This is a genomic window from Streptomyces corallincola (genome assembly GCF_019104725.1).
Classification (GTDB): domain Bacteria; phylum Actinomycetota; class Actinomycetes; order Streptomycetales; family Streptomycetaceae; genus Streptomyces; species Streptomyces corallincola.
In genome coordinates this window covers 1-24,357 of the sequence record NZ_JAHRXF010000064.1, presented here as the reverse complement: position 1 = coordinate 24,357, position 24,357 = coordinate 1, and the positions used below count along the sequence as shown (strand labels likewise).

Annotated in this window: 17 protein-coding genes, 1 tRNA gene and 1 riboswitch; of the genes, 9 read left to right on the top strand and 9 right to left on the bottom strand. The window is 73.9% G+C overall.

Annotated elements, in window-relative coordinates:
* Nucleotides 1-251: 251 nt before the first annotated feature.
* Nucleotides 252-800 (bottom strand): MarR family winged helix-turn-helix transcriptional regulator, encoded by a 549-nt coding sequence (locus tag KUM39_RS26425; protein WP_217788295.1) that lies wholly within the window; start codon nt 798-800, stop codon nt 252-254.
* A 134-nt stretch (nt 801-934) separates the two neighbouring features.
* On the opposite strand from KUM39_RS26425, the gene KUM39_RS26420 reads away from it, so the two are divergent.
* Complete coding sequence (locus KUM39_RS26420) at nt 935-2,197, top strand: MFS transporter (protein ID WP_217788294.1); 1,263 nt, start codon at nt 935-937, stop codon at nt 2,195-2,197.
* Nucleotides 2,198-2,233: 36 nt separating this feature from the next.
* On the opposite strand, the gene KUM39_RS26415 is transcribed toward KUM39_RS26420, so the two are convergent.
* Nucleotides 2,234-3,910, bottom strand: coding sequence for an ATP-binding SpoIIE family protein phosphatase (locus tag KUM39_RS26415; protein ID WP_217788293.1), 1,677 nt, complete (start codon nt 3,908-3,910; stop codon nt 2,234-2,236).
* A 130-nt stretch (nt 3,911-4,040) separates the two neighbouring features.
* Entirely contained in the window at nt 4,041-5,414 is a 1,374-nt protein-coding gene (locus KUM39_RS26410; RefSeq protein ID WP_217788292.1) for an NAD(P)/FAD-dependent oxidoreductase, read from the bottom strand.
* 395 nt (nt 5,415-5,809) lie between these two features.
* Between KUM39_RS26410 and KUM39_RS26405 the strand changes: the two genes are divergently transcribed.
* Nucleotides 5,810-6,673, top strand: coding sequence for a TetR/AcrR family transcriptional regulator (locus KUM39_RS26405; RefSeq protein ID WP_217788291.1), 864 nt, complete (start codon nt 5,810-5,812; stop codon nt 6,671-6,673).
* 483 nt (nt 6,674-7,156) lie between these two features.
* The gene (locus KUM39_RS26400) at nt 7,157-9,061 is read left to right on the top strand and encodes a sigma-70 family RNA polymerase sigma factor (protein ID WP_217788290.1); all 1,905 of its coding nucleotides are present in this window, start codon (nt 7,157-7,159) and stop codon (nt 9,059-9,061) included.
* A 76-nt stretch (nt 9,062-9,137) separates the two neighbouring features.
* On the opposite strand, the gene KUM39_RS26395 is transcribed toward KUM39_RS26400, so the two are convergent.
* Nucleotides 9,138-11,297, bottom strand: coding sequence for an asparagine synthase-related protein (locus KUM39_RS26395; RefSeq protein ID WP_217788289.1), 2,160 nt, complete (start codon nt 11,295-11,297; stop codon nt 9,138-9,140).
* A gap of 779 nt (nt 11,298-12,076) precedes the next feature.
* On the opposite strand from KUM39_RS26395, the gene KUM39_RS26390 reads away from it, so the two are divergent.
* From KUM39_RS26390 to KUM39_RS26375, 4 genes are all read left to right on the top strand, one after another.
* Nucleotides 12,077-13,501 (top strand): NsdA family TPR-like regulatory protein, encoded by a 1,425-nt coding sequence (locus KUM39_RS26390; RefSeq protein WP_217788288.1) that lies wholly within the window; start codon nt 12,077-12,079, stop codon nt 13,499-13,501.
* Between the two features lie 109 nt (nt 13,502-13,610).
* Nucleotides 13,611-14,828: an L-2-hydroxyglutarate dehydrogenase gene (gene lhgD / locus KUM39_RS26385; RefSeq protein WP_217788287.1), complete on the top strand. Its 1,218-nt coding sequence runs from the start codon at nt 13,611-13,613 to the stop codon at nt 14,826-14,828.
* Between the two features lie 95 nt (nt 14,829-14,923).
* Nucleotides 14,924-15,733 carry a tRNA (guanosine(46)-N7)-methyltransferase TrmB gene (gene trmB, locus KUM39_RS26380; RefSeq protein ID WP_217788286.1) on the top strand — a complete coding sequence of 270 codons (810 nt, stop codon included), beginning with the start codon at nt 14,924-14,926 and terminating at the stop codon, nt 15,731-15,733.
* Nucleotides 15,734-15,775: 42 nt separating this feature from the next.
* Nucleotides 15,776-17,170, top strand: a complete 1,395-nt coding sequence (locus KUM39_RS26375) for a PrsW family intramembrane metalloprotease (RefSeq protein WP_372455824.1) — start codon at nt 15,776-15,778, stop codon at nt 17,168-17,170.
* 26 nt (nt 17,171-17,196) lie between these two features.
* On the opposite strand, the gene KUM39_RS26370 is transcribed toward KUM39_RS26375, so the two are convergent.
* The 4 genes from KUM39_RS26370 to KUM39_RS26355 form a co-directional block, all read right to left on the bottom strand.
* Complete coding sequence (locus KUM39_RS26370; RefSeq protein WP_217788285.1) at nt 17,197-18,144, bottom strand: aldo/keto reductase; 948 nt, start codon at nt 18,142-18,144, stop codon at nt 17,197-17,199.
* A 157-nt stretch (nt 18,145-18,301) separates the two neighbouring features.
* Nucleotides 18,302-19,399: a M23 family metallopeptidase gene (locus KUM39_RS26365; protein ID WP_372455823.1), complete on the bottom strand. Its 1,098-nt coding sequence runs from the start codon at nt 19,397-19,399 to the stop codon at nt 18,302-18,304.
* Nucleotides 19,400-19,408: 9 nt separating this feature from the next.
* Nucleotides 19,409-19,575: riboswitch (cyclic di-AMP (ydaO/yuaA leader) on the bottom strand.
* A gap of 237 nt (nt 19,576-19,812) precedes the next feature.
* Entirely contained in the window at nt 19,813-21,009 is a 1,197-nt protein-coding gene (locus tag KUM39_RS28640; protein ID WP_217788284.1) for a PP2C family protein-serine/threonine phosphatase, read from the bottom strand.
* Between the two features lie 191 nt (nt 21,010-21,200).
* A tRNA-Met gene (locus tag KUM39_RS26355) sits at nt 21,201-21,274 on the bottom strand.
* Between the two features lie 436 nt (nt 21,275-21,710).
* Between KUM39_RS26355 and KUM39_RS26350 the strand changes: the two genes are divergently transcribed.
* The gene (locus KUM39_RS26350) at nt 21,711-22,451 is read left to right on the top strand and encodes an alpha/beta hydrolase (protein ID WP_217788283.1); all 741 of its coding nucleotides are present in this window, start codon (nt 21,711-21,713) and stop codon (nt 22,449-22,451) included.
* Nucleotides 22,452-22,645: 194 nt separating this feature from the next.
* Here KUM39_RS26350 and KUM39_RS26345 read toward each other — a convergent pair whose 3' ends face one another.
* A complete protein-coding gene (locus KUM39_RS26345; protein WP_217788282.1) occupies nt 22,646-23,779 on the bottom strand; it encodes a dihydrofolate reductase family protein in 1,134 nt (377 codons plus the stop codon).
* Nucleotides 23,780-23,924: 145 nt separating this feature from the next.
* On the opposite strand from KUM39_RS26345, the gene KUM39_RS26340 reads away from it, so the two are divergent.
* The coding region (locus tag KUM39_RS26340) for a MarR family winged helix-turn-helix transcriptional regulator (protein WP_217788281.1) at nt 23,925-24,357 on the top strand (433 nt) is incomplete at its 3' end.

Here is a 24,357-nt window from a genome sequence, read left to right as displayed (position 1 = left end):
TCTCAAACCTTAGCGGATGCTTCCGGTGATTCCCAATCGGGCCACCGGACCCCTATTCGAATTGAATTCGGGCGCGCCGAAATCAACCCCGTAGGGAGATCGTGCTTGGTTGGTTTGAGGTGCCGCTCCAGGCGGCGGATGTTGTCGGAGAACCGTTACGGCTCAGCGGCAACCCGAAGAACTCTACGGATGGCGCGGGGGGCGTGTCAACACCCCCTGTCAAGATTTTTTCGCGGCCGGGCTGCGGGGGCTCAGTCCAGGTCGGACAGGCGGCCCTCGGCGTCGGGCTGGGCGTGCTCCACGCGGCGGAGGAGGCGGGTGAGGACCTCGCCGAGCACCGTGCGTTCCGTGGGCGTGAGGTCCTGGAGGAGGTCCTCCTCGAAGACCGAGGCGAGGCGCATGGCCTCCAGCCACTTGCCCCGGCCCTCCGCCGTCAGCTCGACGATGACCCGGACCCGGTTGGACTCGTCGCGCTCCCGTGTCACCAGTCCCTCGGTGACCATGCGGTCGATGCGGTGGGTCATCGCGGCCGGGGTGAGGCCCAGCCGCTTGGCGAGGTCGCTCGGGCCCATCCGGTAGGGGGCGCCGGAGAGCACCAGGGCCTTCAGCACCTCCCAGTCCGCGTTGCTGATGTCGAGCGCGGAGGTCTGGCGGCCGTAGGCGACGTTCATGCGGCGGTTCAGGCGGGAGAGCGCCGAGACGATCTGCTCGACCTGGGGGTCCAGGTCCTGGAACTCGCGCTGGTAGGCGGCGATCTGTTCTTCGAGCGTGGGCTCGCTGTCACCGGGGGTGTCGGCCATGTCGGCAGTATGGCACGGCCTCTCTTTGCATTGAAGTCCTTCCCTGTGTACTCTTTAGCTTCGAACTTTAGAGTTGAAGTCTTCACTCCTAACTAGTGAGAGAGGTGAACGTGACCAGGGCGATGGGCGCAGCGATGCGCCGCATTCACGTGGGCAACGCACTCAGCGCATTCGGACTCGGCTTCACGGTCCCCTACCTGTACGTCTACGTGGCGCAGGTGCGGGGTCTCGGGTCGATGACGGCGGGGCTGGTGCTGGCGGTCTTCGCCGTGGCGGCGCTGGTCGTGCTGCCCCCGGCCGGGCGGGCGATCGTCCGGCGCGGTCCGTTGCCCGTGCTGCTCGCCGCTCTGGTCGTCGCCGCCGTCGGTGCGATGGGGCTCGGGCTCGCGGGGAACGCGACGGCCGTGCTGCTCGCGGCGTCCGCGCTGGGTGCCGGGCAGGCCGTGATGCAGCCCGCGCTGGCCACGATGATCGTGGACTGCTCCACGTCGGAGACGCGGTCGCGGGCGTTCGCCACGCAGTTCTTCCTGCAGAACCTGGGGCTCGGCGTCGGCGGGCTGATCGGCGGACACCTGGTGGACACGACCAGGGTGTCCTCGTTCACCGTGCTGTTCGGTATCGAGGCGGCGATGTTCCTGGTGCTGGCCGGTGTGCTGGCGACCGTGCGGATACCCCACGCGCCCCGGATCACCGACAGCCCGGACGCCGGGCGCCGGGGTGGCTGGCGGCAGCTGGCCGGGAACCGGGCGATGGTGCACCTGTGCGTGCTGGGCTTCGTGCTGTTCTTCGCCTGCTACGGACAGTTCGAGTCGGGCCTGAGCGCGTACGGCGTGGAGGCGGCCGGGATATCGACGTCCTCGCTGGGCACCGCGCTGGCGGCGAACACACTGATGATCGTGGTCGCGCAGTTCGCCGTGCTGAAGTTCGTGGAGCGGCGGCGGCGTACACGGGTGATCGCGGGCGTGGGGCTCATCTGGGCCGTGGCGTGGCTGACCGCCGGGTACGCGGGGCTGGGGCACGCCGGTCAGGAGGGGGCGACGGCCGCGTTCGTCTCGACGTACGCGTTGTTCGGGCTGGGTGAGGCGATGCTGTCGCCGACGGTCGCGCCGCTGGTGGCGGATCTGGCGCCGGAGGGCATGGCCGGGCAGTACAACTCGGCGTTCGCCCTGGTGAAGCAGCTCGCGCTGGCCGTGGGTCCGGCGGTCGGCGGGCCGCTGGCGGCCTCGCTGCACGGGCCGTACGTGGTGACGTTCCTGCTGTTCTCGCTGGGGATCACGGTGCTGGCGCTGCGGCTGGGCAGGCGGCTGACACCGGCCCAGGACCGGCCGTGGAACGCGGCGGGCGCCAGCCGGGTGGTGGCCCGGAGCGACGCGGCACCGGAGTCGGTCAGCGCCTGAGCCGACGCCCGCCCGCGACCGAAACCCGCCCGGTGGCTAGTACGCCGGGCGGGTTTCGGGTTGGGGGAGGAGGAATTCGCACCAGACGGCCTTGCCGCCGCCGGGGGTCTTGCGGGCGCCCCAGTGGGTGGCGATGGTGGCGACGATGGCGATGCCCCGGCCGGACTCGTCGGCGGGTTCGGCGCGGCGGCGGCGCGGGAGATGGTCGTCGCCGTCGGTGACCTCGACGATCAGGCGGCGGTCGGTGCGGCGGAGTCTGAGCCGCATCGGGGGGATGCCGTGCTGGAGGGAGTTGGCGACGAGTTCGCTGGTGGCGAGGACGCCCAGGTCGTGGAGTTCGGCGGGGAAGCGCCAGCTGCTGAGGACGCCGGAGGCGAAGGCGCGGGCGCGGGGCGCGGCCTCGACGCCGCCGAGGAGTTCGAGCGCCGCGTTGCGGAACAGGTCGCCCTCGGGGCCGGTGCGGGCCGGGTGCTGGAGGACGAGGACGGCGACGTCGTCGTCGTGGTCGGCGGTGACACCGGCCGAGCGGACCAGGCGGTCGCAGACGACCTGCGGGGTGCCGGTGGCGCCGGACAGGGCGGTCTCCAGGGCGCTGATGCCCTCGTCCAGGTCCTCGTCGCGGCGTTCGACCAGGCCGTCGGTGTAGAGGACGGCGGTGGAGCCGGGGCCGAGCGGGATGGAGCCGGAGGTGTGGATCCAGCCGCCGGTTCCGAGGGGCGGCCCGGTGGGTTCGTCGGCGCGCCGGACCTCGCCGTGCTCGTCGCGGACCAGGATCGGCAGGTGCCCGGCGGACGCGTAGACCAGGCGGCCCTCGTTGGGGTCGTGGACGGCGTAGGCGCAGGTGGCGATCTGGTTGGCGTCGATCTCGGTGGCGAGGCCGTCGAGGAGCTGGAGCACTTCGTGCGGGGGCAGGTCGAGGCGGGCGTAGGCGCGGACGGCGGTGCGGAGCTGGCCCATGACGGCCGCCGCGCGCACGCCCCGGCCCATGACGTCGCCGATGACGAGGGCGGTGCGTCCGCCGCCGAGGGTGATCACGTCGTACCAGTCGCCGCCGACGGCGGCTTCGGTGCCGCCGGGCTGGTAGGTGGCGGCGATGCGGAGGTCGTCGGGCTGTTCGAGTTCCTGCGGGAGCAGGGAGCGCTGGAGGGTGACGGCGGTCTCGCGCTGGCGGCGTTCGCTGGCGCGGAGCCGTTCGGCGGCCTCGGCGTGGTCGGTGACGTCGGTGGCGAAGACCAGCACGGCGGCGACGGCGGTGCTGTCGCCGCCGCTGTCCGTGGAGGGGGTGCAGGTGAAGGTGTAGGAGCGGCCGTCGAGTGCCTTGCGGGACTTCAGGGTGCGGGGGCGGCCGCTGCGCAGGACCTGGTCGAGCAGGGGGAGCAGGCCGAGTTGGGCGAGTTCGGGGAGGGCGTCGCGGGCGGGTTCGCCGAGGGGGCGGTCGCCGAAGGCGGCGGTGTAGGCGTCGTTGAGGTAGGCGACGTGGTGGTCCGGGCCGTGGACGAGGGCGACGAGGGCCGGGACGCGGTCGAGGACGTCGCGGGCGGGGAGTCTGTCCACGGCCGGGGCGGGGGTGGGTGGGCCGTCGGTCCGCTGGGCGGCGCGGGCGGCGGGGACGGAGCCCTCGCCCCTGCGGTCCGGGGGGACCGAGGTGTCGGTCCGCGCTGCGGCGCGGCGCTGCGTTCCGGGGAGCCGGGCGCTCCAGCGCGTGAAGTTCACTGTGGGGAAAGCCTCGTGGGTGCTGAGGGCGGGCGGGTTCCCGTCCGAGGACGTGGGGCAGTCTGGCAGGTGGCCGTCCGCGGTGCTGTCCGTCAGACGCCGGGGCGGGCCGTGGAGTTCCCGAGTCCGGTCAGGACGACCCCTTCGGGTCGTCGTAGGGGGTGTGAGGAGGCTTTCCCCCGGCCGCCAGTTCGAACTCGGCGCGGGGATGTTCGAGTGAGCCGAGCGAGACGATCTCCCGTTTGAAGAGTCCGGCGAGGGTCCATTCGGCGAGGACGCGGGCCTTGCGGTTGACGGTGGGGACCCGGCTGAGGTGGTAGACGCGGTGCATGAACCAGGCGGGGTAGCCCTTGAGTTTGCGGCCGTAGACCTGGGCGACGCCCTTGTGCAGGCCGAGCGAGGCGACCGAGCCGACGTACTTGTGGGCGTACGTCTCCAGGGGTTCGCCGCGCAGGGCGTGGGCGATGTTGTCCCCGAGGACCTTGGCCTGGCGGACGGCGTGCTGGGCGTTGGGCGCGGTCTCGGTGCCGGGGTCGGCGGCGGTGACGTCGGGGACGGCGGCGGCGTCGCCCGCGCCCCAGGCGTGCGGGGCGCCGTCCACGGTGAGCTGGGCGGTGCAGCGCAGTCGGCCGCGTTCGGTGCGGGGCAGGTTGGTGGCGGCGAGCAGGGGGTGCGGTTTGACGCCGGCGGTCCACACGACCGTACGGGTGGGGAAGCGCTGGCCGTCGCTGAGGACGGCGACGCGGCCCGCGCAGGAGTCGAGGCGGGTGTTCAGCAGCACCTGGATGTTGCGGTCGCGGAGCTGGGTGACGGTGTAGCGGCCCATCTCGGGGCCGACCTCGGGGAGGATGCGGTCGGAGGCTTCGACGAGGACCCATTTCATGTCCTCGGGGCGGATGTTGTGGTAGTAGCGGGCGGCGTAGCGGGCCATGTCCTCCAGTTCGCCGAGCGCTTCGACGCCCGCGTAGCCGCCGCCGACGAAGACGAAGGTGAGGGCGGCGTCGCGGACGGCGGGGTCGCGGGTGGAGGAGGCGATGTCCATCTGCTCGATGACGTGGTTGCGCAGTCCGATGGCCTCCTCGACGGTCTTGAAGCCGATGCCGTACTCCGCGAGGCCGGGGACGGGCAGGGTCCGCGAGACGGAGCCGGGGGCGAGGACGAGTTCGTCGTAGCCGAGGAGTTCGGTGGCGCCGCCGTCGGCGGTGGCGAGGGTGCGGACGGCGGCGGCGCGCAGGTCGTGGTCGATGGAGGTGACCTGGCCGACGACGACGTGGCAGCGGTCGAGGACGCGGCGCAGGGGTACGACGACGTGGCGCGGCGAGATCGACCCGGCGGCGGCCTCGGGGAGGAACGGCTGGTACGTCATGTACGGGTCGGGGGTGACCACGGTGATGTCGGCCTCGCCCCGGCCGAGTTCCGCCTTCAGGCGCCGCTGGAGGCGCAGGGCGGTGTACATCCCGACGTAGCCGCCGCCGACAACGAGAATGCGCGCGCGTTCCTTCACCGTCCCATGACGCACCCGGCGCCCATGTTTGTCCACAGCCCCGGCAATTTGTGTGACCGGCGGGCGGGTGCGCGGGGCGTCGGACACGGTCGGGTACCGGGACGTCACGGATGGAAAGCGCGCAGGTCAGACAGGGCGGACAGGTCGGTACGAAGGGGAGCGCGCGGGAGGTGCGGGACCCGTACTCCGATCGGGGGGCGGACTGTGCGGAACGTGCCCCTTCTGAATTGACTGTCTCTCAACTATGTTCGTGTGACGACGGGGTGTGGGGAATGTGGTCGATCGGGTCCGCGACGGGCGGTCCCGGTTCACTGGACCGGCGTTCGTTCCGTGCGCTCCGGCATCGGTGACGGGGAGAGTCTCCGGGGGGAGACGCCATTTTCCGGGGGATACACATGCATGTTCAGGACACTCACTGGTCGTCGTCCGCCGCGCTCGCCTCGGGCGGGGTGGGACTCTCGGGCGGCCCGGGCGGCTCCGGCGGCAGGGCCGTCGGTTCCGCGGGGCCCGGTGGCGCCGGTGCGCCGCTGACGGCGGCGGGGCGCGCGGACGCGTCGCGTACGACTCCGCTGCGGGTGGACGCGCAGCGCAATCTGGAGCACGTGCTGCGTGCGGCGCGCGAGGTCTTCGGCGAGCTGGGGTACGGCGCGCCGATGGAGGACGTGGCGCGGCGGGCGCGGGTCGGTGTGGGCACGGTGTACCGGCGGTTCCCGAGCAAGGACGTGCTGGTGCGGCGGATCGCCGAGGAGGAGACGGCGCGGCTGACCGAGCAGGCGCGGACCGCGCTCGGTGCCGAGGACGAGGCGTGGTCGGCACTGTCCCGGTTCCTGCGGACGTCCGTCGCGTCGGGGGCGGGGCGGCTGCTGCCGCCGCAGGTGCTGCGGGTCGGGGTCGTGGAGGAGCGGCCGGGGTCCGGGGCGGGTGCGGGGGCCGGTGTCGGGGGGGATGCGGGGCGGGTGCCTCAGCAGCGGACGCAGGTCGGCTCCGGTGCCGGTGCCGGTGCCGGTGAGCTGCGGGTCGTGGGGGACTCGGACGGGCTGGTGGATGCGCCGGGGGTCGGTGCGTTGCTGGACGTGGTGGGGCAGCTGGTCGAACGGGCGCGGGCTGCCGGGGAGTTGCGGACGGATGTGTCCGTGGCCGATGTGCTGCTGGTCATCGCTACGGCGGCTCCCTCGCTGCCGGATGCGGCTCAGCAGGCGGCGGCTTCCGAGCGGTTGCTCGACATTCTGCTGGAGGGGTTGCGGTCTCGGCCCGCGTAGCGGTTGCGTGGGTGGAGCGCGTGGTGTGGGCCGGGGCGGCTTTGACGTCCCGGCCCACTGCTGTTTGTGGGTGGCCGTGGGGTGGAGTGGGATAGCCGTGGGGTGGAGTGGGGTGAGCCGGCGGGGGTTTCGGCTGCGGGTCCGTCGGGGCTGGTCGCGCAGTTCCCCGCGCCCCTAGGTGGTGGGGGGTTGGGGGCGCTTTTCGAGTGCGGGGCGGTGGGGGGACTCGCGCAGTTCCCCGCGCCCCCTCAGGTACGACCGCGCAACGGTGCTTTCCAGCCCTGCCCACTTGCACCGGGAAGCTGAAGCGTGGGCTTGTTGGTCGTGGGTGTTCGGGGTGGTGTTCGGTTCTGTGGGGGAAGTGCGCTCGGACGAGTGAGGTGGGGGGTTGGGCGCTTCTTGACATAAATTCGGTATGGCACTCTGAGCCGGTGACGGGTTGGGCGGGGCGGCCGGTGCCGCTGGTGTCGGGGGCTGTGCGCGATGGGCGTTGAGGGGCGGAGCGGGGCACGCGGGGACGGTGAGCCGGAGTCCGAGGCGCCGCCGCAGGTACCCAGTCAGGGTGGGCGTGGGCCGAACCAGGCGGCGCCCGGTGCTTCCGGTGACGAGAGTGTGCCCGCGCAGCGCAGTGGGAGCCTGTTGCCGCCGCCGCGTGAAATGCCGCCCGGCGACGGCGAGTTGATTGCGGGGATGCGGGCGGGGGACGACTCCGCGTACGAGGAGTTGTTCCGGCGGCACGCGGACGCCGTACGCCGTTACGCGCGGACCTGCTGCCGGGACGCGTACACCGCCGACGACCTGACCGCCGAGGTGTTCGCGCGGATGCTCCAGGCGGTGCGCGGCGGTGTGGGCCCGGAGCACGCCGTACGGGCGTATCTGCTGACGTCGGTGCGGCGGGTGGCCGCGCACTGGACGAAGTCGGCGCGGCGTGAGCAACTCGTGGACGACTTCGCGGTGTTCGCGCAGAACTCGGCGCGCGGTGCGGAGGCGGCCGACGACGACACGCTCGAACTCGGCGCGGATGTAAGGGCGTTGCACGAGGCCGAGCAGTCGATGGCGATGCGGGCGTTCCGTTCGCTGCCCGAGCGGTGGCAGGCGGTGCTGTGGCACACCGAGGTGGAGGACGAGTCCCCCAGCGAGGTGGCCGTGCTGTTCGGGCTGGACGCCAACGGCACGCGCGTACTGGCCAGTCGGGCGCGCGAGGGGCTGCGGCAGGCGTATCTCCAGGCCCATGTCAGCACCGCGCTGTCGGCCGACGAGGAGTGCGCGCGCTACGCGGACCAACTCGGCACGTATGCGCGGCGCAAGCTGCGGGTGCGGGCCGAACGGGGGCTGCGCAAGCACCTGGAGGAGTGCGCGCGGTGCCGTCTCGCCGCCGCGCAGATCGAGGAGGTCGCGGGCGGCATCCCGGCGGTCGTACCGGTGGCGGTCATCGGCTGGTTCGGTGCGGCCGGGTACGCGAAGGCGCTCGGGCTGATCGCGGGCGGGGCCGGGGTGGGCGCGGCCGGGGCCGCCGCTGCCGCCGGGGGTGCCTCCGGGGGCGCGGGCGGTGCCGGGTCCGGGGGCGCGGCGGCGGAGGGGCTGGGCGCGCCGGTGAAGGCCGGGATCGCGGCGGGCGTCGTCGCGGTGGCCGTCGCGGCGGTGGCGCTGGCCCTGGTGAACGACGACCGCCCGGTGAAGGAGGCGGCCCGGCCCGCGCCGTCCGCGCCCCCGGCCGTGCGGGAGACCCCGGCGCCCCGGCCGAGCCCGCCGAGGCACCCGCCCGCGTCCGCACCGGTGCCGCCCGCCACGTACAGGCCGGTGCCGACCCCGCGCCCCACGCCGAAACCGACGCCCCCGCGCCCGACCCCGCCGGAGCCGCCCCCCGCCCGGACACCGGAGCCGCCCGCCCCGAAGCCGACCCCGCGCCCGGCACCCACCCCCACACCGACCCCGCCGCCCCCGCCCGCCCCGGCCGTCTACCAGTGGAACGAGCTGCGCTACGACATCGGCGGCGACGGCACCCGGCCCGAGATGCGGCTGCGGGGCAGCGACTGGGTGTGGCAGCGGTACGGCGTCTCCATCGACGGCACGCGGTACGCCCACGGGGTCACCGTGCGCGGCGGGTCGTCGGTCACCATCGACCTCAACCGCGGCTGCACGGCGTACGACGCGCTGGCGGGGGTGGACGACCTGATGCTGGGGCTCGGACGCGTGTCGTTCGCGGTGTACGGCGACGGGGCGCTGCTGTGGCGCTCGGGGACGGTCACCGGTCGGGACACCGCCGTACCGGTCCATGTCGATCTCACCGGGCGCCGGACCGTACGCCTGGTGACCGATCCGGAGCGGCCTGTCGTGGGGCGCGCGGTGCTGGCGGACTGGGCGGACTCACGGTTCACGTGCCGGTGAGGGGCCGGGTGCCGTAGGCCGTACGCAGTGTCCGATTCCGGCACCCCGCCGACCCCCGCCCCCGGAGACACCCCCTTCACGCCCCCGAAGCCAGCGCGTCCCGGCGTGGCTGGATTCCCGCGGGCACCGCCCGTGCGCGTGCCGGGGTCCCCGTCCAGCAGGAGCCGCGGCGGGTGAGGAGGCGGCGGAGCCAGAGTTCGAGGGAGACGAGTTCGGCGAGGCCGTCCAGCGGGAGGGGTTCGCCGGAGGCGGCGGCGCGCAGCGCCTTGCGGACCACCCGCGCTTCGACCAGGCCGATCTGGGCGAGCAGCGGGGTGGCGAAGAGGTCCATGAGCGGGTCGGCGGCGAGGCGGAGCCCGGCGCGGGCGGCGGCGGCCGAGGAGGCGTGCGAGGGGGCGCCCCAGCCGGGCGGGAGTCCGGCGACGCCCGCGTCCTCCAGCACGGTGCGCAGCACGGCCGCGCGGGCGCCGGGCTGGACGCGCAGGGACTCGGGGAGGGCGCGGCAGGCGCGGACGACCTGGTTGTCGAGGAAGGGCGCGTGCAGGCGCTGCGAGCGGATCTCGGCGGCCTGTTCGAGGACTCTGAGGTCGGCCGCGTGCCGGGCGAGGACCGCGCGGGCCCGGTACTCGCCGGGCCGCTGGACGGAGGTGGTGCCGGAGCGGTCCGCCTCGCCCTGGAGCAGAAGCGATACTTCCGCCAGTGCCTCCCCGGTGAGCCAGCGGGCCGCCGGGCCCGGTCTCGCCCAGGTGAGCGCGGCGAGCGAGGCGTTGACCGCGCCGCCGGGTTCGTCGAACCGTTTCCGGATCAGGCGCTCGGCGAGCAGTTCGAGGCCGGTGCGGTAGGGCGTGCGGGCCAGTCTGCGGGCGGCGCCGTACACGCGGGCCGGGACCATCACCGAGCCGTCGGCCCGGGTGAGCGCGGCGACCGGGCGGACCAGATGGCGCCGTTTGCGGTCCATGAGGAGGTCGGCGAGGCGGGCCGGGTGGGCGTCCAGCACCTGGCGGGCGCCGTGCCCGGTGAAGTGGTCGGCGCTGCCCGCGGCGAGCCGGGCCCGGTGTCTGGCCGCGGTGACCAGGGAGGGGCCGGGTTCGTCGGTGAGCGGCACGTCGAGGTCGGCGTAGGGCAGGCTCTCCTCGCCGCCCGCGACGACGACGTGGTGCAGCCGGGGGTTGGCGGCGAGGGTGCCCGCCCGCTCGACCTCGGCCTCCCGGCCGCCGACGGCGAGGTCGTTGAAGGTGACGGCGAGCAGCCGTTCGCCCGCGCCGGTGCCGTGCCCGAGCAGGGTGCCGGGGCGGCCGGGGAGCCCGGCGGCGAGCAGGGCAAGGGTGCCGGAGGCGGGCCCGCCGGAGAGGTCGGCGCCGATACCGGGCACCGGCATGCCGCGCGCCGCCCGCCGTTCGGCCGGGCCCATGCCGGGCACCGGGCCGGGGTCCAGGTCGGGCACGTGCCGGGGGGCCGACAGGCGGGCGCGTACGGCCTCCACGAGCGCGTCCCGTACGGCGTCCACGGCGCTGTCGGGGTCGGCGGGGGGCGCGGCGACGGCGAGGGAGGCGACCGGCTCGTACCCGGCGATCTCGCGCGCCCCGGCACGCAGGACGAGCGCGTGCCCCGGCGGAATGCGCCGTACGCCCTCGTAGGGGGTGGTGTCGCGGAGCGCGGCCGGGGCCTCGGGGGCGGCGAGCAGGGCGGCGAGGTGGCCGAAGTCGAGGTTGGCCTCGGCGAGGTCGGCGAGCGGGAGCGCGGCGGTGGCGTAGGCGGTGCCGTGTTCCCAGGGGGTGTGGAAGACGGGGCGGGCGCCCGCGAGGTCGCCGCAGACGGTGATCCGGCGGCCGACCTGGACGACGGCGGTGTACCCGCCGGACCAGGCGGTGAGGTGGCGCAGGGCGCCGCCGCGCGCGGCGAACAGGCCGAGGCGGAGCTGTTCGTCGGTGGCGCCGCAGGTGCCGAGGACGGCGATGCGGGTCCGCGGGTCGGCGGTGACGACGCGGACCTCGTCGGCCCGCCAGTCCCCCACCGCCCACAGCGGATCGGGGCCGCCCCACAGGAGCTGGGAGCCGACCGGGCGCAGGGACTCCCCGTCGTGGCCGGAGGTGTCGTAGCCGGAGGTGGCGTAGCCGGGGGTGCCGTACCCCGGGGTGCCGTCGGACGGGTCGGGGTGCCCGGGGGAACCGACGTATCCGGGGGCCCCGATTCCGGAGCTCGCGGCGGTGCTGCTCCACCCCACCAACCACCGCATCGACGCCTCCACGAACTGTGGACAACAGGAGCACCGCTCGAACGGTTCCCCATGCTGCCATGAAGAACGCGCGGCGGAGCGGCGGCGGCACCGCCTCGGACCGCGCGGGACATGGGGAAAAACGCGAGTGAACCCCGTTGGGACGGCGGGCAGTTGCCGCTGTCATGAAAGTGGTGGACCGCGGTCCGGAAGAATCGGCGCCCGTGCGGGAACGGGCGGACGGCACGGGTACCGATCACCGTGCGGCGCGAAATGCGCCCCCGTTTCGCGCCCCGAAAACGCCCTTCGCGCCCTCAATTGCCGTGGTGGGAACGGAGATCGTCCGCCGGGAGCACCGTATCTTTTCGGCCAAATAACCGACGGCGGAGCGGAGTTGGGCCACGCTCCGTACAGGCCCTGCGGAGCGCCCGGGGGCGGCTGCCCGCGCACGGTCCGGGAGGCGGGCCGCGCCTCCCGGACCGGTCCGCCACCCGCGGGGATGAAGATGGCGGTGTCCCCCAGCCCGCCGAATCCAGTACAGCGGGCCGACCCACGCGGAAACCAGCAAACCCCTTCCGCGATGGCCGGAGTAGAGCGCACGGACGGGCGCACGGCCACACGGCCGGGGCACGTGACGACGCCGCGTGCACGGTGCGTACCGGGCCGCACTCCCGTACGGACCACAATCCCGCCAACCGGAACAATGCCCCTTAACGCGTGGGATGCGGAGAACTACGCTGGGTTTACGAATGCCGCACGGTTATGCCAGCGCGGCAGCCGTCTGTGTCGAGGGGTGGCTCATGTCCAGGGAGCAACGCGGGCCGAACGAAAAGCTCGGCGCCGTTCTCGCCCTCGCGGGAATCAGCAACGCCGGCCTCGCCCGGCGCGTCAACGACCTCGGCGCACAACGGGGGTTGACGCTCCGGTACGACAAGACCTCGGTGGCCCGCTGGGTCTCCAAGGGGATGGTGCCGCAGGGCGCCGCTCCGCACCTGATCGCGGCGGCCATAGGGCAGAAGCTCGGCCGCCCGGTGCCGCTGCACGAGATCGGCCTCGCCGACGCCGACCCCGCCCCCGAGGTGGGCCTCGCCTTCCCGCGCGACGTGGGGCAGGCGGTGAAGTCGGCCACCGAGCTGTACCGGCTCGATCTCGCCGGGCGCCGGGCCGGATCGGGCGGCATCTGGCAGTCGCTCGCGGGCTCCTTCGCGGTCAGCGCGTACGCGACGCCCGCGTCCCGGTGGCTGATAACCCCCGCCGACAGCTCGGTCGCGCGCGAGACGACCTCCGCCGAGGACGCGGGCGCACCGATCAAAGTCGGCCACAGCGACGTCCGCAAGCTCCGTGAGGCCGCCGAGGACGCCCGCCGCTGGGACTCCAAGTACGGCGGCGGCGACTGGCGTTCGTCGATGGTCCCGGAGTGCCTGCGGGTGGAGGCGGCACCGCTGCTGCTCGGCGCGTACTCCGACGAGGTCGGCCGCGCCCTGTTCGGCGCCAGTGCCGAACTCACCCGGCTCGCGGGCTGGATGGCGTTCGACACCGGCCAGCAGGAGGCCGCCCAGCGGTACTACATCCAAGCCCTGCGCCTGGCCCGCGCCGCCGCCGACGTCCCCCTCGGCGGGTACGTCCTGGCCACCATGTCGCTCCAGGCGACGTACCGGGGTTTCGGCGACGAGGGCGTGGACCTCGCGCAGGCCGCCCTGGAGCGCAACCGGGGCCTGGCGACCGCGCGGACGATGAGCTTCTTCCGGCTGGTCGAGGCGCGGGCCCACGCGCGCGCCGGGGACGCGCACGCGGCCGGTGCCGCCCTGAAGTCTTCCGAGAGCTGGCTGGAACGCTCCCGCGAGGGCGACCACGACCCCTCCTGGCTCGGCTTCTACGGCTACGACCGGTTCTGCGCGGACGCCGCCGAGTGCTACCGGGACCTCAAACTCCCGCGCCAGGTACGCCGGTTCACCGAGCAGGCGCTGTCCCGGCCCACCGAGGAGTTCGTCCGCTCGCACGGGCTCAGGCTGGTCGTGTCCGCCGTCGCGGAACTGGAGTCGGGCAACCTGGACGCCGCCTGCGAGCAGGGGGTGCGCGCCGTGGAGGTGGCCGGGCGGATCTCCTCCGCGCGCACCACCGAGTACGTCAAGGACCTCCTGCACCGCCTGGAGCCGTACGGCGACGAACCCCGCGTGGCAGAGCTGCGCGAACGCGCCCGCCCGCTGCTGATGGCCCCGGCATAGCCGCGCCCCCCTCCCCCGCGCCGCCCGCCCGGCCCCCGGACACGCGGAACGCCTCGTACCGCGCGTTTGAAGGCGTTGTCAGTGGCGCAGTGCACTATCGAGGTGGGAGGTGGTGCAGGTGCGGGACGGCGCGTACGACTGCGACGTGCTGGTGATCGGGGGCGGCATCGTCGGACTGTCCACGGCGTACGCGATCACGCGCGCCGCGCCGGGCACGCGGGTCACGGTGCTGGAGAAGGAACCCGGCCCGGCCCGGCACCAGACGGGGCGCAACAGCGGGGTGATCCACAGCGGCATCTACTACCGCCCCGGCTCGCTCAAGGCGCGGTACGCGGTGCGGGGCGCCGCCGAGATGGTCAAGTTCTGCGCGGAGTACGGCATCCCGCACGCGGTCACCGGCAAGCTGATCGTCGCCACCGCGCGCGCCGAGCTGCCCCGGCTGCACGCCCTGGTGCAGCGCGGCCGGGAGAACGGCATCCCGGTGCGCGAGCTGGGCGCCGCGCAGATCGCCGGGTACGAACCGGAGGTGCGGGGCCTGGCCGCCATCCACGTCGGCACGACCGGCGTGTGCGACTACACGGCGGTCGCCCGGCAGCTCGCGCACGCCTCCGGCGCCGACCTCCGATACGGCGCCCGTGTCGTCCGCGTGGACCGGCGCCCGGAGCGCGGGGTGGCCGTGCTGACCGCCTCCGGCGACGTGGTGCGCGGCCGGGTCCTGGTGAACTGCGCGGGCCTGCGCTGCGACGAGATCGCCCACCTCACCGGCGACGAACCGGACGTACGGATCGTGCCGTTCCGCGGCGAGTACTACGAACTGGCCCGCCCCGAGCTGGTGCGCGGCCTGGTCTACCCGGTGCCCGACCCGGCGTTCCCGTTCCTCGGCGTCCACCTGACCCGTGGCATCGACGGCTCGGTGCACATCGGCCCCAACGCGGTACCCGCCCTGGCCCGCGAGGGGTACGCCTGGTCCACCGTCCGCCCGCGCGAGCTCGCGGGCACGCTGTCCTGGCCCGGCTCCTGGACGATGGCCCGCCGCCACTGGCGGTACGGCGCGGGCGAGCTGCGCCGCTCGGTGTCCAGGGCCGCGTTCCTCACCGCCGTACGGCGCCTGCTGCCCGCCGTGCAGGAGTCCGACCTCGTGCGCGCACCGGCGGGGGTGCGGGCGCAGGCGGTGCTGCGGGACGGCACCCTGGTGGACGACTTCCTGATCCGCGAGGGCGCCCGCGCGGTGCACGTCCTCAACGCCCCCTCCCCGGCGGCCACGGCCTCCCTGCCGATCGGCCGGGAGGTGGGGCGGAGGGCGCTGGAGATGCTGGAGGGGGCGTGAACCGGCCGGGGGGCGCCGAGCACGGCCGGGGACAAGCGGAGCACGGCCGGGGACAAAAGGTGCGCCACCCCGCGCCCCGTAGAATCGACGCCACTGTGTCTGACTCGCTGAACACCCCCGAGATCCCCGACGCCCCCCGGCCCGACCGGGCCACGGGCGAGCCCCGGTTCCCCGACGGGCCGCGTGCCGACCCGGCCGGGTCGCACTTCGAGCGCCGTATCCGCAGCTTCCAGCCGCGCCGGAGCCGGGTCACCGCCGGGCAGGGCGACGCGCTGCGGCGGCTGTGGCCGAAGTGGGGGCTGGACATCGACGGGCAGCGCACGCTGGACCTCGGTGAGCTGTTCGGGCACGACCGGCCGGTCGTGCTGGAGATCGGCTTCGGCATGGGCGAGGCGACCGCGCGGATGGCGGCGGCCGACCCCGGCACCGACATCCTCGCCGTGGACGTGCACACCCCCGGCCAGGGCAACCTGCTCAACCTGGCCGACCAGCAGGGCCTGGACAACATCCGGGTGGCCAACGGCGACGCGATCATCCTGCTCCGCGAGATGCTCCGCCCCGGCTCGCTCAGCGGACTGCGCGTGTACTTCCCCGACCCCTGGCCGAAGAAGCGGCACCACAAGCGGCGGCTGATCCAGCCCGAGTTCCTCACCCTGGCCGCGACCCGGCTCCGCCCCGGCGGGCTGCTGCACTGCGCGACGGACTGGGAGCCGTACGCGGAACAGATGCTGGAGGTGCTCACCGCGCACCCCGGTTTCGAGAACACCCGCCCCGACGGCGGTTTCGCGCCACGTCCGGAGTTCCGGCCGCTGACCCGTTTCGAGGGGCAGGGACTTGAGAAGGGTCATGTGGTGAACGACCTGCTGTTCCGCCGCGTCCCCGACCTCACAGGGCACCACAGCTAGGACCTGGATCTCCGGGGTTCTCCGTTCGTTAGGGTCGATGCCGTGGCCACCAGTCCTGACCTGCCCCCTCACCTCCCCGGACATGTCCCCGGCCCCCCGCGCGGGCCGCATCCGCACTGGTGGCAGCGCCGCCGGGTGCGGTGGGGCGGGCTGTGCACGCTGCTCGCGCTGTCCGGGCTGGTCCTCATGGGCCTGGTGCGGTTGCAGACCGGCACCGAGGGGCTGCTGGTGGGGCTGGGCCTCGCGGTGCTGCCGGTGCCGTGGCTGATAGCCGCCTTCCGCTGGCTGGACCGGGTGGAGCCGGGACCCTGGCGGAATCTCGTCTTCGCGTTCGCGTGGGGCGCGTGCGCGGCGGCGCTGGTCGCCATCGTGGCCAACAGCTTCGCCACCGAGTGGATCGCCACCGCGACCGCCGACCCGACCGGGGCGGACGCCATCGGGGCCACCCTGATAGCGCCGGTGGTCGAGGAGTCCGCGAAGGCGGCGGCCGTCCTGCTGGTGTTCCTGTTCCGGCGCCGGGACTTCACCGGTCTGGTGGACGGCGTGGTCGTCGCCGGTGTCACCGCCACCGGGTTCGCCTTCACCGAGAACATCCTCTATCTGGGCACCGCCTTCGGCACCGACCAGCACGACGGTGTCCGGGGCATCGCCTCCGTCACGGTCGCCACCTTCTTCGTGCGCGTGGTCATGTCCCCGTTCGCGCATCCCCTGTTCACCGTGGTCACCGGCATCGGTTTCGGCCTCGCCGCGTCCATGCGCCCCGGGCGCCGGGTGCGCCGGGTGCTGGCCCCGGTGGGCGGGCTGCTGCTGGCGATGGGCACGCACGCCCTGTGGAACGGCTCCTCCTCGTTCGGGGAGTTCGGCTTCCTCGCCGTCTACGCGGCCTTCATGGTCCCCGCGTTCGGTCTGCTGACCTGGCTCGCGGTCTGGACCCGGCAGCGCGAACTCCGCACGATCCGCGAGGAGTTGGCGGGCTATGTGCACACCGGCTGGGTGAGCCCGGTGGAACCGGCCGCGCTCGGCTCCATGCGCGCGCGACGGCTCGCCCGCGACCACGCCCGGCAGTTCTTCGGCGGGCGCCCGGCGGCACGCGCGGTCGCGCAGTACGAGGCGTACGCCACCTCGCTCGCCTTCCTGCGCCACCGGGCACGCAAGGGCCGCACCGGCGCCGAATTCACCGTGCGGGAAGGGGAGTTGCTGACCGAGCTGTGGCGGCGGCGCGAGATCGCCCGCCCGTCGCTCGAACAGGCCGCCCGCATCGCCCTCCCGCCCCCACGCCCGCCGTGGCCGCACCCGTACGGACACGGATACGGCCACGGGTACGGGTACGGGTACGGGTACGGCATCCCCCGGCAGGCTTCCCACGGGGCGCCCCAGGGGTACGGCCCGCAGGGCACCCCGCAGCCGTACCCCGCGCGCAACCCCTACCTGTCGTAGGGGCCGTACGGCAGCGGGGCGGCCGGTCAGGCGGAGGCGGCCGTCAGCTTGGCCAACTCCTCGTCGGTGAGCCGGAGTTCGGCCACGCCCAGCAGGTCGGGGAGCTGCTCGACCGTACGCGCGGAGGCAATCGGAGCGACCACGGTGGGCTGCGCGGCCAGCCACGCGAGGGCGACCGTGGCGACGGGCGCGCCGTGGGCCCCGGCGACCTCGTCCAGCGCGGTGAGCACCCGCCGGCCCCGCTCGGACTCCAGGTGCTGGGCGGCGGACCCGGCGCGGGCGCTGTCCACCGTCGTACCGGGGCGGTACTTGCCGGTGAGGAAGCCGGAGGCGAGGGCGAAGTACGGCACGGCGGCCAGACCCTGCCGGGCGGCGAGGTCGCGCAGCGGGCCCTCGTAGGTGTCGCGGGAGACCAGGTTGTAGTGCGGCTGGACGGCGACGTAGCGGGCCAGGCCCTCGCGGTCGGAGAGGTCCAGCGACTCCTGGAGCCGGTCGGCGCCGATGTTGGAGGCGGCGATGTGCCGGACCTTGCCCGCCTTCACCAGCGCGTCCAGCGCGCCGATGATCTCCTCGACCGGCACCTCGGGGTCGTCGAAGTGCGTGTAGTACAGGTCGATGTGGTCGGTGCCCAGGCGGCGCAGGGAGGCGTCGGCGGCGGCCTCGATGGTGGCGGCGCGCAGCCCCTTGAAGTCGGGGTGCTGGCTGACCTTGGTGGCGATCACGACGTCGGAGCGGTTGCCGCGGGCCTTGACCCACTTGCCGATGACCGTCTCCGACTCGCCGCCGGAGTTGCCGTCGGCCCAGGCCGAGTAGACGTCGGCGGTGTCCACGAAGTTGCCGCCCGCCGCCGCGTAGGCGTCGAGCACGGCGAACGAGGTCGCCTCGTCGGCGGTCCAGCCGAAGACGTTGCCGCCGAGGCAGAGCGGGAAGACCTCCAGGTCGGAGGAGCCGAGCGGGCGCAGAGGAGTAGTCATGACCGGTGTCAACGATCAACCGGTACCGATCATTCCGTGCGGACCGGCGGGACGGGGGCCGCCCGGACACGGCCGTGGGCCGGAAACCCGCCGCTCGGGGGTTCCGGCCCACAGCCGTGTCGCTGTTCCGGGGGCTCGGCCCCTCAGGAGCGCACCGTCAGGGGTTGAGCCCCTTGCCCCGCAGCCACGGCATCGGGTCGATGCCGGTCGGCAGGCCGCCCGGGTGGACCTCCAGGTGGAGGTGCGGGCCGGTGACGTTGCCGGTGGCGCCGACGCGGCCGATGACGTCGCCGGTGGAGACCTTCTGGCCTGCCGAGACGTTGATCGAGGACTGGTGGCAGAACCACAGCTCGGTGCCGTCGTCGAGGGTGAGGATCGTGCGGTAGCCGTAGGCGCCCGCCCAGCCCGCCTCGGTGATCGTGCCGCTGTGGATGGCCTTGATCAGCGTGCCGGTGGGCGCGGCGAAGTCCAGGCCGGTGTGGTGGCCGGAGGACCACATCGAACCGGCCTCGCCGAAGGTCGAGGTGATCGTGTACGAGGAGGTCGGCAGCGTGTACTGCTTGGCCAGGGCCGCGAGGCGCTCGGCCTCGGCCTGCTTCCTGGCGTCGGCCTCCGCCTTCTCCTTGGCGTCGGCGGCCTGGGCCGCGGCGGCCTTCTCGGCCTGCGCGGCGGCGGCCGAGACCTGCCGGTCGGCGGCGGCGACGGCAGCGTCGGCGGCCCGGCTCTCGGCCTTGCTCTGCTGCCGCTCGGCCTGGGCCATGATCCGGCTGCGCAGCACCTCGCCCGCGTCGGAGCCGTCCTGGCCGTCGGCGGCAGCGGAGGTGGCGATGGTGCCGACCGTGCTCAGCGAGGTCTGCGTGGCCTGCGCGGCGCCGGACGCGCCGTCGTCGCCGAACAGGGAGCCGACGGAGGGCAGGTCGGGCAGGGAGATGGCGACCGGCGGCTTGCCGGTGTTGGCGCTGGCGATGCCGCCCGCGCCAACGGCGGCGACCACGCCGACCCCGAGGACGGTGGAGCTGCGGGCGAGCCCGCCGCCGCGCTGCTTGGCCACCCGGTGCCGGCCGCGCACCGGGGCGAGGGACTCCTCGGTGGGGTTCCACTCCTCCCAGCTGCCCTCAGCCGGGCGCGGGGCACCGAACTCGGCGTGCATGGTGGCCACTTGGGGACGCGGGGTGCCGAAGTAGTCGAAGGGCTCGGCCGGTTCGGGTCCGGCGGGCGCGAGGAGGGGTTCGGGGGCAGGCCGGTTGGACGCCACGAGGGCGCACTCCTTTCCTTCCGTCGCCTACCGGGTTAGCTGACGGGTTCGGAGCGGGAAGGTCTCCTACGCGCGTAAACCGCCTGTGCACTCGACGAGTTCACAGCGGTGTTCGCGTGATTCACCCCAAGATGGTGGTTCCCCGGTTCCCTCGCGGGATTCGGCGCGTGCGCACGGAGCCGTCGCGGGTGACGGCTGGGACGACCGCGCTGCGTTATCGAACGTTAATAGACCCGCGTGGCAGATTCCAAGCCGTTCCACTTGATCATTAACGATTCCGGACGGGACATAAACCTCATCGGCCGTGCGAAGAGGGCGAGTTGACCGGCCCACGGGCGGCACCGGGACGGGACGGGCGACCGCGCCACGATGCTCACGGCGGTCGCGCGGTCACCTTCGGTGACGAGGACGCGTCATGGCCGTCGTACGGCGAGCAGCGCCATGTCGTCCTGCATGCCGCCGCCGGAGTGCCGCCGTACCTCGGCGGCGAGGCGGAAGAGCAGGGAGCGGGGGTCGGTGGAGCGGCGGCCCGCGAGGCGGCGGGCGGGGTCGTAGAACCGGCCCTGCGGGTCGCGCGCCTCGGAGAGCCCGTCGGTGTGCAGCAGCAGGGTGGCACCGCTCGGGAACGCCCACTCGCTGGCATGGTCGGGCCACAGGCCCAGCTCGCCCATGCCCAGCGGCAGCGCGGGGTCCTTGGCGCTGAGGGTGCGCAGGGTGCCGTCGCCGTGCAGCAGCAGGGGTGGCGGATGGCCCCGGTTGACGATGCGCACGGTGTGGTCGCCGTGCGGGAGTTCGGCGAGCACGGCGGTGGTGAAGCCCTCGAACGCGTCGAGCCCCTCGCGCCGGGTGCCCTCGCGGGCCAGCGCCCGTTCCAGCCGCTGGGCCACCGCCTCCAGGCTGCTCTCCTGCTCGGCGGCCTCCCGGAACGCCCCGATCACCACGGCGACCGCCGCCACCGCCCCCATCCCCTTGCCCCGTACGTCCCCGACCACCAGCCGCACCCCGTGCGGGCTGTCCTGGACGGCGTACAGGTCCCCGCCGATGAACGCGTCCGCCTGGGCGGCCTCGTAGCGCACCGCGATGTCGAACCCGGCGATCCGGTCGTCCGGGTCGGGCAGCACGGCGCGCTGCGCGGCCTCCGCGATCTCCCGCGCGGAGGCCAGCCGCCGGTCCCCGAGCCGGACGACCCGGTTGATCGCCACCGCGAGCAGCGCGACCGTGGCCACGGTGACGAGGTCGGTGACGCTGGCGACGGTCGGGCGGTGCGAGCCGGGGCGCAGGTGCACGGCGAAGCTCGCGGCGAGCGCGGCGAGACCGGTCAGCAGGGTGGTGCGCAGTGAGGCGAGCGGCGCGGCGACCAGCGGCGCGGCCGTGAAGAAGGGGACGGCGTTGAACTCCTCCGGGGTCAGATACCCGTAGAGCAGACCACCGGCGATCAGCAGGGCGGGCAGCGCACGCGCGAGGGTGCGCGGTCCGGGCCGCCGCCCGCGGCTCCGGCCGGACGGCGGCCGAGCGGCTCCCCCGAGTCCGGGGTCCGGCACGGCGTCCCCCGGCAGCCGTCCGCCCGCCCTGGCGTACGGGCTCTCCTCCTCCACCTCACCAGGGCGCACCACTCGTCTCCCCTGTCCTTCCGACTGCGTCCAGCGTCGGCGGCCCGGCGGGCGACGGCGAGCGGAGTGGGCCGCGCGGATGACAGGATGTGACGTAAGCCACTCGGCGCCGCCGGGGCCGGGGAACATCAGGGACCGGAAAACACCAAGGGCCGGAATCCATGAACTGGATTCCGGCCCTTGGCCTTGAGTAGCGGGGACAGGATTTGAACCTGCGACCTCTGGGTTATGAGCCCAGCGAGCTACCGAGCTGCTCCACCCCGCGCCGTTGTGTAACCAGCATACGCCATGCGGAGCGTGCGAAGCACACGGGTTGTCGGGCGGTGTGGGTTCCGGGTCCGCGTCAGCAGTGTCGGTCGATCTCCAGCAGTCGGCCAGCAGTCTTCCGGGTCGCGTACCGGCGGGCCGGGGTTGTGCCGCGCCTCCGGCGCGCCCCGCCGTCGCAGGCCCTCGCCTCGGGAAGCCGCGATGAGGCCCAGTGGCTCTGCGCCGTGTTCCGACTCCCCGGCATCCGGCCACGGAGCCCGCGCAAAAACCGATGGCGGACCACGGCGGCCGCTGCTACTTTCGCGGAGGCCGTGCGAGAGAACGAGGAGGTGGTACCCGTGAACGTATCGACATGGGTGCTCTCCTTCGGGGTCACGGTCGGGCGATAGGACGTCCGGGAGCGCCGTTCAAGCGCACTCCCGAAAGGCACGACCGTGTCCCTTCGCTTCACTTCCGAACAGCGCCTCGACGACGGCGTCCTCGAACGCGAATTCACCCTCGGCGAGATCCCCGGCATCCTGTGGACGCCCGCATCCGCATCCGTACCGGCGCCGCTGATCCTGCTCGGCCACCCCCCGCTCGGACTGCGCAAGATGTACCCCCGACTGGTGGCGCGGGCGCGGCGCGCCGCGGCGGATGGCTTCGCCGCGGCCACCATCGAGCTTCCCGGGAGCGGTGACCGGCCCCGTTGGGCCGCCGCCGAGCAGGCCCGCGCCGACCTGCGCCGGGCCGTGGAAGCAGGCGAGCCGGTCAGCGACGAGATCATCGACGCCCTCGTCCTCCCGCTCGTCGCCAAGGCGGTCCCGGAATGGCAGACCGCCCTTGACGCCCTCCTGTCGCTGCCCGAGATCGGCGGCCCGGTCGGGTACTCGGGGGGAGTGATCTCCATCGGCGTTCGCCTTGCGGTGGTCGAGCCGCGCATCGTGGCCGCCGGTCTCTTCGCCGGGAGTTTCGTGCCTCGCGCCATGTTCGAGGAGGCCCGCCAGGTCACCATTCCGCTGCACGTCCTGCTGCAGTGGGACGACGAGGGCAACGACCGGCAGGCAGCCCTGGACCTGTTCGACGCCTTCGGCTCCAAGGAGAAGTCCCTGCACGCCAATATGGGCGGGCACACCGGCGTCCCGCAGTTCGCGGGGGAGGACGCGGCCCGGTTCTTCACGCGGCATCTGAAGTGAGGCCCATGCCCTGCACATCCGTCGTGATCACCTCGACCCGCTCCCCTACGGCCTGACCGCCGCAAACGTCGGGCGTCGCCGGGCACCAGCAGACTGATGCGCTCGGCGACGCCCCCGGGGGGCGGGGCAGGTTCTCCGCCCAACGGAGCGGCTCAACCTACAGCGGGGCGCGCGTTCCGGGTCCGCGTTCCGAGTCAGCCGAGCAGGTGGGCGTTGGGGGCCTTGGCCCGGTGCTCGTACGCGGGGAGGTGGAGGACCTGGACGCCCGCGCGTTCCAGGAGGCCGGTGCCGTCCGCGGAGGGGACGAAGGTGTCGGGTTCGCGCCAGGCGGTGACGACGCGGCGGACGCCGGAGCCGCGGATGAGTTCGGCGCAGGGGGCGGGGCGGGAGGCGCGGCGGGCGCAGGGTTCGAGGCTGCTGTAGACGGTGGCGGTGGGCAGCCGGGGGTCGGCGGGGTCGAGCTTGGCCAGGGCGGCTTCCTCGGCGTGGACCACCGGGTCGCCGCCCTCTCGGGAGTGGCCGCGGGCCAGCTCGGTGCCGTCGGCGCCGACCACGACCGCGCCGACGCTGAACGCCGTACGGGACGGCGGGCAGTCGGCGGCCAGTTCGCAGGCGAGCGCCAGCCAGTGCCGGTCGGCCGGGGCGGGCTCGGTGCCGGTGCCGGGCGCGGTGGGCAGGTAGCGCATGAGGACGACGTCCTCGATACGGCGGCTCTCCACCAGACGCAGGCGGCCGGACTGGTACGCGCCGGGGCCGAAGAGGCGGGGCGCCGCCGGGTCGCCGACCAGGAGCGGGGCGACGACCAGCTGGAGTTCGTCGGCGAGCTGCTGCTGGAGCAACTGGGTGTGGACGGTGCCGCCGCCCTCGACCATGAGGCTCCGGACGCCGTGGGTGTCGTGGAGGTGGGCCAGCAGGGCGCGCCAGTCCAGGGCCGGGCCGAGGGCGGTCACCTCGGCGGTGTCACCGAGGGCGCGGGTGGCGCGTACGGCGCCCTCGTCGGTGGTGTAGACGGCCTTCCGACCGCCGGTGTGCCAGAAGTTGGCGTTCGGGTCGAGGTCGCCGGTGGCGGTGACGGTGACCTTGAGGGGGTAGGAGGGGCGCCCGTCGGCCTCACGGGCGGCGCGCCGCTCGGGGGCGTTGACCAGCAGGCGGGGGTTGTCGGCGCGGAGGGTTCCGGCGCCGATGAGGATGGCGTCCACCGAGGCGCGCACCTCGTCCACGCGGTCGAAGTCGGCGGGGCCGGAGAGGAGGAGGCGGTCGGGGCCGGTGTCGTCGAGGCAGCCGTCCAGGGAGACGGCGGCGGAGAGCAGGACGTACGGGTACGGCATCGCGCGGGCTCCTCGGTCGGGGGCGGTTCGGCGTTTCCTCGGCCGGGGCGCGGAGGGGGTGTTCGTGAGGCTGGACTGTCGGGCTCGCCCACCGGCCGGTCGCGGCATCCTTGGTTCAAGATTGAAACAAACTTACACTGGGCGCATGACGACCCGCTGGCTCACCCCCGAGGAGCAGCGCGCCTGGCGCGCGTACATCGCCGCTTCCCGGCTGCTGGAGGACGCGATCGACCGGCAGCTCCAGCAGGAGGCCGGCATGCCCCACCTTTTCTACTCGGTGCTGGCCAACCTCTCCGACGCGCCCGGCCGGGGCCTCCGGATGACCGACCTCGCCGAGACCCTCAAGATCACCCGCAGCCGCCTGACGTACGCCGTGACCCGCCTCGAACGGGACGGCCTCGTACGCCGCGAAAGCTGCCTCTCCGACCGCCGCGGCAGCCTCGCCGTCCTCACGGACGAGGGGATGTCCGTCCTGGAGCGGACGGCACCGGGTCACGTGGAGGCGGTACGGACCACCCTGTTCGACCGGCTCACCCCGGAACAGGTGCGGCAGCTGGAGGAGATCTGCACGGGGGTGG